The sequence below is a fragment of the Aliinostoc maniaoense genome, assembly GCF_058172895.1.
The window spans coordinates 425258-438039 of record NZ_CP187952.1; the positions used below are offsets into that span (position 1 = coordinate 425258).

Consider the following 12782-nt stretch of genomic DNA (forward strand, 5'->3'; position numbering starts at 1 on the left):
CCTTACTACAAACGTTTAATTATTGACACCATTAAGAACATTCTGATAACTTTCTTTTAGCGTAATAGCAATCAAAATGAATCAGAGCATCTCTACTAGAAGAAAATTGTCTTGTTGTTGTGTATGGACTGCTATCTGAACTAGCTTCTCTTAACCAAATTTTCAAATAATAATTGTTATTATCGCTCTGCCATAATTCATAACGATATTCACCTCCTACACCTTCGCTATTTAAATAGTCAGCGAGTGCTGTATTTGATGAAGATATCAGGCTGAATCCTATCACAACAGAAATGGCGGTTAATTTGAATAGTTGGCGGAATTTCATAGATACACACACAATAAATACACAACAAATTATCTGCTTCTAGCTTCCTGCACCAGTGTATATTTATACCTCAGTAAAGGTACTTTACTTTATGTAAAGATATTTTATACCAACGCTTAATTTTGAATAGTGGATTTAAAGCCTTGATTAATCAGCTATTCCAGAATAAAAAAATAATACTTATAAAAAATAGAGCATAAATAGTTACATTTTTCTTTCCCCATTCCCCATTCCCCATCATTCATCTATTGACGAGAGATTTCTGTGGGTAGTTGCTGGATAACACGCATAAACAGCGATGGATTATTTAATGCTTGAGAGAGAATCAATGAACCTTGAATGGCGATCGCCACATCTTCCCCTCGCTGTGTAGCCAGTTCCTGATCCATTCCATCTGCAATTAACACACTGGCGATCGCATTTATCCAACCACGAAATAACGCTTCTACCTTGGCGTGAAATACATCACGGGCTGAACCTAACAGCAAAATTGCAAACAAACAAGGTTGCTCTCCCTGTTCATAAAGTTCGCTGAGGCGATCGCACATCCGCCGCAATTTTGTTACAGCATCGCCTTCACTATCAAGTGCTGGCAAGATATTTTCTCCTAACCACTGTTCCAAATAATCCAGCACCGCCGTTACCATTTCATCCTTACCCCCAGGAAAGTGATGATACAGACTAGCCTTACCTAGTCCAGTTGCTTCCGAAATCTTGGACAGCGTTGCACCATCGTAGCCATACTGCCGAAACAGCTGTAACAGGCAGGGAATATACGTTTCTTTGGGCATTTGTTTAAAACGTCAAAAAATTTTTGGTTTGATCTGTTGACATTGTACCGAACGTTCGATAAAGTATCAATATACCGAACGAACGGTACAGTAATTACAGCCAAGAGTACCTATGAAACGATTTCAGGACAGAGATCCTCAACCACCTGTCAAGCAGACATTTAGGTGTTGGGATGAAATCTGTACTTTAGCAGTGCTATTCCCGCTAGAACGCGAATTTCTCCCCTTTGAACAAGCTCCGCCAACCAGATAAGTAGAACGGTGTAAATAATTAAAGGTTTGTAGTAAGGACTTTAGTCCTTATGAGAGGACTAAAGTCCTTACTACGAACTAAATGAAGCAAAAAATCAATCAATAAATTCCTGATTTTGGAGAACTAAGCCATGATCAAACTCTATGGACACGAACTATCCGGTAATAGCTATAAAGCAAAATTAATGCTCTCGCTGTTGGGTAAAGATTACGAATGGGTGAAAGTGGATTTACTTGCAGGAGCGCACAAACAACCAGAATTTTTGACTCTCAACCCCTTTGGACAAGTACCGCTTTTAGTTGATGGTAATACGATTTTGGCAGATGCTCAGGCAATTTTAGTTTACCTAGCACGGAAGTATGGTTCAGAACAGTGGTTGCCTCTAGAAGCAGAACCGATGAGCCGTGTAATGCGCTGGCTATCAACTACGGCTGGAGAAATTCGGCAAGGGACAGAATCAGCGCGTTTGTATCACCTATTCAAAGCCACTAGCATCAATATAGAACGGGCAAATCAAAAATCAGAGTTCATTCTGACACAACTGAATAACCATCTTGCAGAGCGAGAATGGCTAGAGTTAGGACATCCAACAATTGCAGATATCGCTGTCTTCCCCTATGTTGCTCTTGCTCCCGACGGCAAAATTTCCCTTGCGCCCTATCCTCATATTCAATCTTGGATTAATCGCGTCAAACATCTCCCCGGTTTCGTGGGAATGATTGGCATTGATAAGTGATAATTTTTACCTTTTACTTTTCTTTACATCCCAAAATAACTATGCCACGCAAATTTGGAGAAATTGCCTTTACTCCTGAAGTTCAGGCTGCACAATTAGAACGGGGTTCACGGCAGACTTATGAACGCTATATTGCCAATGGCCCTGCTAATGACACCATTACCCCACAAATTGCCGAATTTATCGGCCGCTTGGACGGATTTTATTTGGGAACAGTCAGTTCCAATGGCTATCCTTATATCCAGTTTCGCGGCGGTTCACCTGGTTTTCTGAAAGTTTTGGATGAAAAAACTCTAGGATTTGCTGACTTTTCTGGAAATGTACAGTACATTACCGTCGGCAACTTATCAGGAGAAGCCAAAGCATTTTTGTTTTTGATGGATTATCGTCACCGCAAACGCATCAAGATTTGGGGAAAAGCCGAATATATCGAAGGGGATTCAGCTTTAGTTGATCAGGTTCGTGTCCCCGACTACCCAGCAGAAATTGAACGTGTGATTCTCTTTCACGTTGAAGCTGTAAGTGAAAACTGTCCGCAGCACATTCCTATTCGCTATGGCGTTGCGGAAGTGGAAGCCATGATTGCTCCCCTTCAGGCGCGGATTCAAGAGTTGGAACGGAAATTAGGTAAACAACCTAAAAATTAGCAGGGGAGCAGGGGGCAGGGTGCAAGGGAGAAAATCTTTCCCCTCTGCTCTCTCCCCTGAAGCCTGCCACTACGCAAAGTTGACTTCTCTCTGCTTTTAAGTATGGAGTTCACTACACCCCACACCCTCTTAATTTAGGCGATGAGTCTTGATCAATCTCCTAAATAAATACCCAAACCACGCGCCGTTTTGACTAAGGTATCCTCTGGGTTGACGGCTTTATATTGGGCGATCGCTTCTGCAATTGGTACATTTAATACCTGGCGATTTTGCCAAGTTACCATGTAATCATATTTACCTTCGTCAATCAGGTTAACTGCTGCTACACCAAAGGCGGCGGCGACTAGTCTATCTAGTGGTGAAGCTGTTCCACCCCGTTGGATGTGTCCTAAAACGGTGACGCGTGTTTCTGCACCGATGCGATCGCTAATTCTATCAGCTAGGTATTCACCAATACCACCATATCGAGACTGTCCCAAGCGATTAGTCATGGTGAGGATTTCACCTTCTTGGGTACGTACTGCTTCAGAGACAATGATTAAACAATAGTTTTTACCTGCTTCCTGGCGTTCTTTAATTTTGTAGCAAATCTGGTCTAGATTGTAGATAATTTCGGGTATTAAAATTACATCTGCTCCCCCAGCAATTCCCGCCGCAATGGCAATGTGTCCAGCATCACGCCCCATCACTTCTAAAATCATGACTCGACTGTGAGAAGCTGCGGTAAAATGTAACCGATCAAGGGCTTCTGTGGCAATATTGACGGCTGTATCAAATCCAATGGCGTGTTCGGTGATGCCAATATCATTATCAATGGTTTTGGGAATAGCAACTAAGTTAATGCCCCCTTGTTGTGCGAGACGACGCAAAATAGCCAAACTACCGTCGCCACCAATGCCAATTAAGGCATCTAAACCTAGTTGATGATAACCTGCAATAATTTCCTCAGAGCGATCGCATATACTACCATCAGCCATTGGAAATGCAAAAGGATCTCCTTTGTTGGTAGTGCCTAACATTGTGCCACCGGAAGTTAACACCGGATCAACTTGTTCAATTTCTAGTTTTGTAAATTGCGGTGGGCGTGCCATTAAGCCTAGGGTTGCTTGTTTAATTCCTAATACTTCCCAACCTTTACCGCTAGCACAATGAACAACAGCCCTAATTACAGCATTCAAACCAGAACAATCTCCGCCACTAGTAAGAATGCCAATTCGCTTACTTTTACCCATATTTTTAACAGTGAACAGTTATCAGTTAACAGTTATCATTCAAATCTCTTTATTTCCGGTCTGCATATTCTTGCACCTCGGTTAAAAACCGGGTTTCTTGCAAATCCTAAAAGAAACCCGGTTTTTTAGGGCTGTTAATACATTGAGCATCTCAGTGCATTTTTTATTGATTCGGTACTTTAAAAAGACTATGGTAATTTGGATATATCTAAGTTACTCTGACACAAAATTTTATTGAAATTATTAAGTAATTTATAATTTCATCAAAAATATTGTTGATTAATATCACGATTTAACTAGGACAAACTGGGTGAGTAAGTGCTGAATTTTGGGGTGTTAAATTGGCAGATTCTGCTGTTAACACTAAATTACCTTGGCTATCAAAGGCTAAAGCTTGGGCTTCTACAATAGTTGTTTCTGGAGAATGGGGAATTTGGGGGGAATTAGTGCTATTTTTGCTGATATTATTGACATCAATCCAATTAGCGATCGCCGATTCACTTTGGAGCGTATCATAAGGATTTATCGGTGTACCGCCCTTACCTGTAACTAAAAATTCATTTGGCTGTTTAGCTATAGCTTGACTACCACGGCATTTTTGAGCAATTTGATTGGAAACATCAGTCACATTTCCTGGTAATTCTGTTAAGCCTTGGCTGGGATCTACTTCTGGGGTAACAATTTCTACAGTACCGCTTAACTCTGGAGTTGCACCAGTCGCCGTAATATCACTTTCTGGAGTCAAGGAATTACGAAACTGCGTACCAATAATACCTTGAGCCGTAACTTTCACACGCCCACCCCGAAAATCGGCTGAGTTAGCACTAATATCACTATTCTCAAAGGCAGCTAATAATTTAGTTTCAATATTAATATTACCCCCAATCACATTATTACCAATAGCGTTGGTGGTGATGCTGCTATTGCCACGCAGCAAAATTAAATCTTGAGAACGTAAGGTAATATTCCCTTGTGACTGGCTGGAATTATTACTAACACCACGAGTATCAGCATTGATAAAAGCTTGATTATCTAAATTAATCGCACGAGCATTAACAAACAAGTTACCCGCACTCCCTAAGCCTCTATTTCGCACTGCTACACCTGCACCCTGGGATATTTGCAATAAGTTAGTATCAATTGTCAAGTTACCAGCATCCCCTGTAGAGTTTGCAGTTGCTGTGGCAAACAAACCACTAGGAAACGCCCCATTGATAGCAGTACCAATTAATTGTACTTTTTCTGTAGCATTCACTGTTAAATTACCAGCTTGTGCTTGAGTGTTGGTGCTAGCAGCCACTTGCGCCCCATCTCGCACCAATAAACTAGCAGTATCAACTCTCAAGTTACCAGCATCCCCCGTTGCACCTGGTGCGGCTACCGCAAATAAACCACTAGGAAATAAATCACCATTCAAAGAAGTACCAATTAGTTCTATTTTCTCCCTCGCCTGCACATTTAAATTCCCACCTTTACCTGTACTAAAGGTACTAGCACTAATTTGCGCCCCACCCTGCACTAACAAACTAGAAGTGTTAACTGTTAGTTCTCCTGCATCTCCTCTACTTCCAGAATTAGCTTGACTAAACAAACCACTGGGGGCATTTTGAGGAGAAACACCAATAAGTTTAATGCTGTCGGTAGCTTGCACATTTAGATTCCCTCCCTTACCCGACGCAAAGGTACTAGCACTAACCTGCGCTCCATTTTCTACTAATAAATTCCGCGTTAAAACTGTCAAAGTGCCTGCATCTGCCGTAGCTTTGGGATTAACTCTCGTAAATAAACCACTAGAAATTCCACTAGCGGCAGTTCCCAAAAGTTGCACCTGTTCACTAGCATTAACAGTTAAATCGCCACCCGTGCCTTTACTAAAAACGTTAGCACTAATTTGTCCGCCATCTCTTAGGAACAATTCACGAGTATTAATATCAATATTCCCTGCATCTCCTCCTGCGGTTGTGTTACTAAACAAACCACTAGGGAGAGTATTGTTGATTCGTAAACCTTGAACAGATGACAAAAATATCAATGAACTATCGATAACAGGCTCATCTATTAACAGATTATTTTCTTGTGGAACACTAGCAAGTCTACCCGTAGGAGAAGTGCCAATAATTTCTATTTTATCTGTGGCATTAACTGTCAATTTCCCAATTGTTTCAGAACTAGAGTTAGCTGTCATCACCTGTGCGCCGTCTGCAATTGACAACACTTTTGTGTGAATTGTCAGTGAGCCGCTATCTTTGCCATGAAAATTTCTAGTAAATAAACCACTAGGATTAATCTCACTTACTGAGCTACCTGATAATGTCACTGACTCAGAAGCATTGACAGTTAAATTACCCCGTTGTACTGGTGCTAAATTATCGAAAATATTCATGAAATTAGGCAAATCATTACTACCAGCATTAGTCAGGATTTGCCCCCCATTCACTATAGATAAATGTCGAGTGTTAATTGTCAAGTTGCCGGTTGTTTTTGTTATATCGTCTGAGGCGGTGGCAAATATTCGGCTAGAACGCTGGGAGTCAGAATCAAGGTTACTGATCATTTGCACCCTCTCTGATGCGTTAATGATCAAATTACCTTTATTAGCTGCAATATAAGCCCCATCTTTCACTAATAAATTTTGTGTGTTGATGGTGATAGTACCGGGAAACCTGGTGGAACTATTAGAATCAATAGCAGTATTATTTAATATTTCTATATTTTCTCTAGCATTAAATGTTACGTCATTCTCTGCACTCAAAATTCCATTGTTGAAGATAATATTTTTACCTGTAAGTTGGATATCAAACAGACGGCTAATATTAGTATTTCCAGATATTTGTAGATCACCTAAGTTTGGGGCGGCATCAAAATTCAATGTAAAACCTAATGGTGTGGAGTTGATACCTACTAAACCTGCTCCAGCTACACTACCAATTTCTACTCTACCACTGGATTTTTCCGTACTAATATTAGCATTCTCAACAATAACATTGCCCCCAAGCAAAGCTAAAGTTTGTAAAGATTTTACTTCTAGTACAGTTGGATTTAAATCAGATTCTCCTTGCACATAAATACTACGAGGGTTCACTCCCAACACGAAACCAATAGGAGTCTGAAAGTTTGGTTTTTGCTCGGCATCGAGTTCTGATTTTCCACCAATTTGTAACCCAATTGGTGTTTTAATATTCAGTAGAGGTGTACTTGCTTCTGGTGTAGCACTAAAAATTTCACCATCTAAAAAATTGATACCGTTGGCTGTACTGGCAAAAAATGAGCCGCCAATTTCTAACCGCGCCTTAGCTCCAAAAATAATGCCGTTGGGATTGATAATAAATAAATTGGCGCGTTCATTAGCTTTGATAATGCCATTAATCTGAGAAACTGTCCCACCTGTGACACGGCTAAAGATATTTTCAATGTAGGGCTGATTATCAAAATAAGCTGTGTGATCTGTGGGGAGAGAAAAGCTAGAAAAACTATGAAATAGATTGTTGCCTATTTCAGTGCCACCTTGAATTAAAAAGGTTTGATTAGATGGGGTAACTTGGGAATTGTTAGGTAAAGTTTGGTCTGTAATAATTTGAGCATGAGCGCGATCGCTTGTATTCAGCGTCAAGCTTGTGCTAAAAATTACAACAATTAGCACTTTCAGACTATGATGACAATTCGATAGTTTTAGTAAGTGGTAAATCAAGACCTAGTTTACTCTATCAGTTTAATATTTATCAGCAAATTAGTGAGGACTTACGCAAGTGTCACAATTAATATTTGGTGCGTGACGCTATCAGTCTTATGACTTTCGTAGCATCACACAATGGCAATAAAGCGAGAACTCAGTTCGGTGGCGAGAAAAACCCACACCGCTTTTTGCCTCCCCCATACAATATGCTAGTTGCGTAAGTTCTATAATTGCATATTAGCTGAATTAAAAGGCAGTAATAATTTCTTTTATACACATAAAAAACATTTTTTCATGTTGACTGTTGAGTGCTGATTATTAACACTCACAAAACATCATTAGTAATAAATTCAGTAGGCAGTATGTATAATATTTTAGCAATTCCACGCAATAGAATTGCGTGGATTCAGGCAAAGGTGACGCTCACTTTTCGCGCTTTTTCCCTATTTAGGTGTAAGCTGTAATGCACCAAAAGGTTTGGGGAAGGTGCATTACTGGCGTGGCTATGTATATTTTAGAAATCAAATATGATTCCTAGAGTTTAATCTTTAATTTGTACACCAGCTTTCACAGGATCAAAATTTGGGGGAAAATGAGTACTGCGATCGCAATCTGCATTTTCTAACATTGCTCCTTGGAGATTAGCTTGGCGTAGATCAGCTGACATCAACATTGCACCTCTTAAATCGGCCTGTTGCAAATCAGCCTGACTTAAATCAGCAAAGCTTAAATCAGTACCTCTCAGATTTGCTCCTCTGAGGTTAGCTGTACTCAAGTCAGCGTAACTCAAGTCAGATCCTTTCAAGTCAACGCCTTGTAAATTGGCATTAGCTAATTCAGCTCTGCTAAAATCCCGCCTACCCGTGATGTACATCTCCATCAGAGTTGCTACCGTACTAATTGGCTGTTGGTAATTAACTTCAGACATAAAACAGCCTCACATCAGATTTTTTGATCAGTGTTCAATTATGTTGCGCTACACAAGTTAATCATAGAACTACCATCCTCGCTAGGTAATAATTCCAAATTAAAAATTAAAAATTACCCTTCAAAGTAGCCGTCATGAACTGCGTACACCAGAACACATGAAAAAGTCTTTCCCTTACACCCCTATACCCTTACACACGCGAGTTGCTACAAGTCGGCAAAGCCGCCCAACGCACTCGCTCCCCTACACCCCTACACCCCTACACCCCTTTTCAAGTGAGACTGATTTAACTCCCCCTGCCCCCTGCCCCCTGCCCCTTGCCCCAATCCCTCACAACTTCCTCAAATTGTTCGGTTAATGTTGCAAATGGAACTTCCTTGGCTGATGATACCGATAAAAATGCCCACCCGATAGACAAAATCTAAATTGTAAATTTCAATTTTGATTTATTTAGCTCAGAGAGATAAAACAATGGACAAAAAAGTGATGGTAATTGGTTATGGTAACGACTTGAGGAGTGATGATGGCATTGGACAAAGAATAGCAGAAGAAATTGCTGCTTGGCATTTACCATCTGTGAAATCTCTAGCAATTCATCAACTTACACCAGATTTAGCCGATGCTTTAGCCAACAGTGATTTAGCCATATTTGTAGATGCTTGTTTACCTGTAGATGGCTATGATGTTGAAATACAACCGCTTTTTCCGGCGGATGACTTTGATAGTAGCATTCATACAGGTGATCCGCGATCGCTCTTAGCTTTAACGGAAGTTCTCTACGGATGTTCACCGACTGCTTGGTTAGTTACAATACCAGTAGTTAACTTTGAAATTGGCGATCGCCTGTCTCGCATTGCCGAAGTTGGCAAAGCAATTGCCCTAGTCAAAATCATTCAAATCTTAGATAAAGTCAACAATTATTGGGTTGATTTTAAAGTATCAGCTTAAATACAGTTAACAGTTATCAGTTTACTGTTCACCCCATACTGATTTAACCTGTACAAACAACATTCATAGGCTATTCCCAAAGCTCAAAACCATACTATCTATTTTTGGTATTACGTAGCTTGCTTCCGCGTAGCGGTATTACGTAGGCGCAAGCCTTGCCGTAGGCTATTACGAATTACGAATTACGAATTACGAATTATGCAAAAGTTTCTCAACCTCAAAAGCGATCGCACCGATGCTACGATTGATCGGGCTTATGATATTTTACAGGCAGAAAAGGTTAATCCTCTCAATGCTATCTTTGCACCCCAAAGTGTGGCAGTAATCGGTGCTAGCGAAAAAGCCGGTAGTGTCGGACGCACGATTTTATGGAATTTAATTAGCAGTCCCTTTGGCGGTACGGTTTTTCCCGTTAATCCCAAACATCATAGTGTCTTGGGAATTAAAGCCTATCCCTCCATTGCAGCCATTCCAGAAACCGTTGATTTAGCTGTTATTGCTACCCCTGCCCCCACTGTTCCCGGTGTAATTGCTGAGTGTGTAGCCGCAGGAGTCAAAGGGGCAATTATTATTTCCGCCGGTTTTAAAGAAGCTGGTACGGCAGGTATAGCCTTAGAACAGCAAATTTTAGAGCAAGTACGCCATAGTAAAATCCGTATTATTGGCCCTAATTGTCTAGGCTTGATGAGTCCCCAAAGCGGCTTAAATGCTACTTTTGCCAGTACAATGGCACGTTCTGGGAATGTCGGCTTTCTCAGTCAAAGCGGGGCTTTATGTACTGCCATCCTTGATTGGAGTGTACGGGAAAATGTCGGTTTTAGTGCCTTCGTTTCCATCGGCTCAATGCTAGATGTGGGTTGGGGTGACTTAATTTATTACCTGGGTGATGATCCCCAAACTAAAAGTATAGTCATTTACATGGAATCTATTGGTGATGCCCGCTCTTTTATCTCTGCGGCGCGGGAAGTAGCCTTGACTAAACCCATTATTGTGATTAAAGCCGGGCGCACATCCGCCGCCGCCAAAGCTGCCGCCTCTCACACAGGAGCTTTAGCGGGTAGCGATGCCGTCTTAGATGCAGCTTTCCGCCGTTGTGGGGTACTACGAGTTAACAGTATTTCCGATTTGTTTGATATGGCGGAGGTACTAGCAAAACAACCCCGTCCCCAAGGCTCAAAATTAACAATTCTCACCAATGCCGGGGGGCCTGGAGTACTAGCTACTGATGCACTTATTGAAGCTGGGGGGGAACTCGCCACCATTTCCCCAGAAGTGATCACTGCTCTCAATGAAATTTTGCCAAAACATTGGAGTCACAGCAACCCAATTGATATTCTCGGTGACGCTGATCCTCAACGCTATACCCAAGCCTTAGAAATTGCTGCCACAGATCCTAATAGTGATGGTTTACTGGTGATTCTCACACCCCAAGCCATGACTGATCCTACCCAAACCGCAGAACAATTAAAACCCTACGCCCAAATTGCTGGTAAACCAATACTTGCCAGTTGGATGGGGGGTGCAGATGTGGCAGATGGAGAAATGATCCTGAATCGTCAACGCATTCCTACCTATCCCTACCCAGATACGGCGGCGCGGGTATTTAGTTATATGTGGCAGTCTAGCTATAACTTGCGTGGGATTTATGAAACTCCGGTATTACCTGCCATTGACGCTGGTAATGGTATTCCTTATCGGACATTAGTAGAGAATATCATCTCCTCGGCTCGTGAAGCCGGACGGACGATTTTAACAGAATACGAATCAAAGCAGATTTTAGCCGCCTATGGTATTCCTACTGTGACTACTGGTGTGGCTCAGACTGAAGATGAGGCGGTGCAATGTGCAGAAAATATAGGTTATCCCGTTGTTGTTAAACTTTATTCTCAAGTTATTACCCATAAAACTGATGTCGGTGGTGTACAGTTAAACCTACAAAATGCCGATGCTGTTCGTCACGCCTATCGGACGATTGCAGCGAATGTTAACCGTCAACAGTCAACCCTCAACACTCAAGCATCAAAATTGTTTTTGGGTGTGACTGTGCAACCAATGGTGAAAATAGACGGCTACGAACTGATTATTGGTAGTAGTTTAGATCCTCAATTTGGGCCAGTGTTGTTATTTGGTGCTGGGGGACAATTAGTGGAAGTATTGCAAGATAGTGCGATCGCTCTCCCTCCCCTAAACACAACTTTGGCACGGCGCATGATAGAACACACAAAAATTTACAAAGCTCTTAAAGGTGTGCGGGGACGGCAAAGCATTGATATGGATGCCCTTGAGCAACTGCTAGTAGCCTTTAGTCACTTAGTAGTGGAACAACCTTGGATTAAAGAAATTGATATTAATCCCTTATTAGCAACTCCCCAGAAAAACACTCAAGAAAATTCACCATTCCCCTCACTCATTGCCTTAGATGCGCGGGTAGTGCTGCATGAACCTACTATGACAGCCGCCGAATTACCAAAGTTAGCTATTCGTCCCTACCCCATCCAATATGTAGGAGAGTGGACAATGAAAGACGGTACACCCGTAACTATCCGTCCCATTCGTCCCGAAGATGAGCCATTAATGGTGAAATTTCATGAGACACTCTCGGAAGAAAGCGTTTATTTTCGCTACTTCCACCTGATGAAATTAAGCCATCGCATCACCCACGAGCGGTTAACACGGATTTGCTTTATTGATTATGACCGGGAAATGGCCTTAGTCGTAGAACATCAAGATCCACAAACCGGAACAAGGCAAATATTAGGAGTCGGGAGATTAAGTAAATTGCATGGCACTAATACAGCTGAATTTGCGATACTAATTAGCGATCGCTATCAATGCCAGGGTATAGGTACAGAATTAGTCCGGCGACTCCTACAAATAGGACGAGATGAGCAAATTACCCAAATCACAGCCGATATCCTCGCTGATAACAATGGAATGCAAAGAGTCTGTGAAAAACTCGGTTTCCGTGTCGAAAATACCAGTGATACCACCGTTAGAACCGCAAAAATCACTCTGTAAATTCCGCTATTGAACAGGGTGTAGGGGGTAGGGTGAGTGAAAAAAGGTGTGGGGAAGCAGTGAGTAATGACTCTCAGACTAACGAAAGAACCATCGTTTTACTAACCCCTACACCCCTACACCCCTACACCCCTACACATCTCAAGAGATGAGGAGACGAAAAAGCCGCAACCAGTCAAATTTTGTACTTTTGTATTCTTAATGACTAGTTCAAGGAAACTAACTAGT

Annotated in this window: 11 protein-coding genes; 5 read left to right on the forward strand and 6 right to left on the reverse strand. The window is 41.6% G+C overall.

All coding sequences use genetic code 11. The features are described 5' to 3' along the window. Positions 1 to 31 precede the first annotated feature (31 nt). Together ACPZ3T_RS01790 and ACPZ3T_RS01795 are read right to left on the reverse strand one after the other, a co-directional pair. Positions 32 to 328, reverse strand: a complete 297-nt coding sequence (locus ACPZ3T_RS01790) for a hypothetical protein (protein ID WP_490273286.1) — start codon at positions 326 to 328, stop codon at positions 32 to 34. Between the two features lie 245 nt (positions 329 to 573). Beyond that, the gene (locus ACPZ3T_RS01795) at positions 574 to 1119 is read right to left on the reverse strand and encodes a TetR/AcrR family transcriptional regulator (RefSeq protein ID WP_490273287.1); all 546 of its coding nucleotides are present in this window, start codon (positions 1117 to 1119) and stop codon (positions 574 to 576) included. Positions 1120 to 1231: 112 nt separating this feature from the next. On the opposite strand from ACPZ3T_RS01795, the gene ACPZ3T_RS01800 reads away from it, so the two are divergent. From ACPZ3T_RS01800 to ACPZ3T_RS01810, 3 genes are all read left to right on the forward strand, one after another. Next, positions 1232 to 1372 carry a hypothetical protein gene (locus ACPZ3T_RS01800; RefSeq protein WP_490273288.1) on the forward strand — a complete coding sequence of 47 codons (141 nt, stop codon included), beginning with the start codon at positions 1232 to 1234 and terminating at the stop codon, positions 1370 to 1372. A 130-nt stretch (positions 1373 to 1502) separates the two neighbouring features. Next, complete coding sequence (locus ACPZ3T_RS01805; protein WP_490273289.1) at positions 1503 to 2108, forward strand: glutathione S-transferase family protein; 606 nt, start codon at positions 1503 to 1505, stop codon at positions 2106 to 2108. 41 nt (positions 2109 to 2149) lie between these two features. Further along, positions 2150 to 2755: a pyridoxamine 5'-phosphate oxidase family protein gene (locus ACPZ3T_RS01810; RefSeq protein ID WP_490273290.1), complete on the forward strand. Its 606-nt coding sequence runs from the start codon at positions 2150 to 2152 to the stop codon at positions 2753 to 2755. A gap of 152 nt (positions 2756 to 2907) precedes the next feature. On the opposite strand, the gene ACPZ3T_RS01815 is transcribed toward ACPZ3T_RS01810, so the two are convergent. The 4 genes from ACPZ3T_RS01815 to ACPZ3T_RS01830 all read right to left on the reverse strand — a co-directional run bounded on the left by ACPZ3T_RS01815 (position 2908) and on the right by ACPZ3T_RS01830 (position 9006). Beyond that, positions 2908 to 3987, reverse strand: coding sequence for an ATP-dependent 6-phosphofructokinase (locus ACPZ3T_RS01815; RefSeq protein WP_490273291.1), 1080 nt, complete (start codon positions 3985 to 3987; stop codon positions 2908 to 2910). A gap of 292 nt (positions 3988 to 4279) precedes the next feature. After that, complete coding sequence (locus ACPZ3T_RS01820) at positions 4280 to 7627, reverse strand: two-partner secretion domain-containing protein (protein WP_490273292.1); 3348 nt, start codon at positions 7625 to 7627, stop codon at positions 4280 to 4282. Positions 7628 to 8201: 574 nt separating this feature from the next. Continuing rightward, positions 8202 to 8588, reverse strand: a complete 387-nt coding sequence (locus ACPZ3T_RS01825) for an Alr5209 family pentapeptide repeat protein (RefSeq protein WP_490273293.1) — start codon at positions 8586 to 8588, stop codon at positions 8202 to 8204. Positions 8589 to 8874: 286 nt separating this feature from the next. Beyond that, positions 8875 to 9006: a hypothetical protein gene (locus tag ACPZ3T_RS01830; protein WP_490273294.1), complete on the reverse strand. Its 132-nt coding sequence runs from the start codon at positions 9004 to 9006 to the stop codon at positions 8875 to 8877. Between the two features lie 53 nt (positions 9007 to 9059). On the opposite strand from ACPZ3T_RS01830, the gene ACPZ3T_RS01835 reads away from it, so the two are divergent. Both ACPZ3T_RS01835 and ACPZ3T_RS01840 read left to right on the forward strand, forming a co-directional pair. After that, positions 9060 to 9536: a hydrogenase maturation protease gene (locus tag ACPZ3T_RS01835; protein ID WP_490273295.1), complete on the forward strand. Its 477-nt coding sequence runs from the start codon at positions 9060 to 9062 to the stop codon at positions 9534 to 9536. 198 nt (positions 9537 to 9734) lie between these two features. Further along, positions 9735 to 12554 (forward strand): bifunctional acetate--CoA ligase family protein/GNAT family N-acetyltransferase, encoded by a 2820-nt coding sequence (locus tag ACPZ3T_RS01840; RefSeq protein ID WP_490273296.1) that lies wholly within the window; start codon positions 9735 to 9737, stop codon positions 12552 to 12554. The last annotated feature ends 228 nt before the right edge of the window (positions 12555 to 12782 follow it).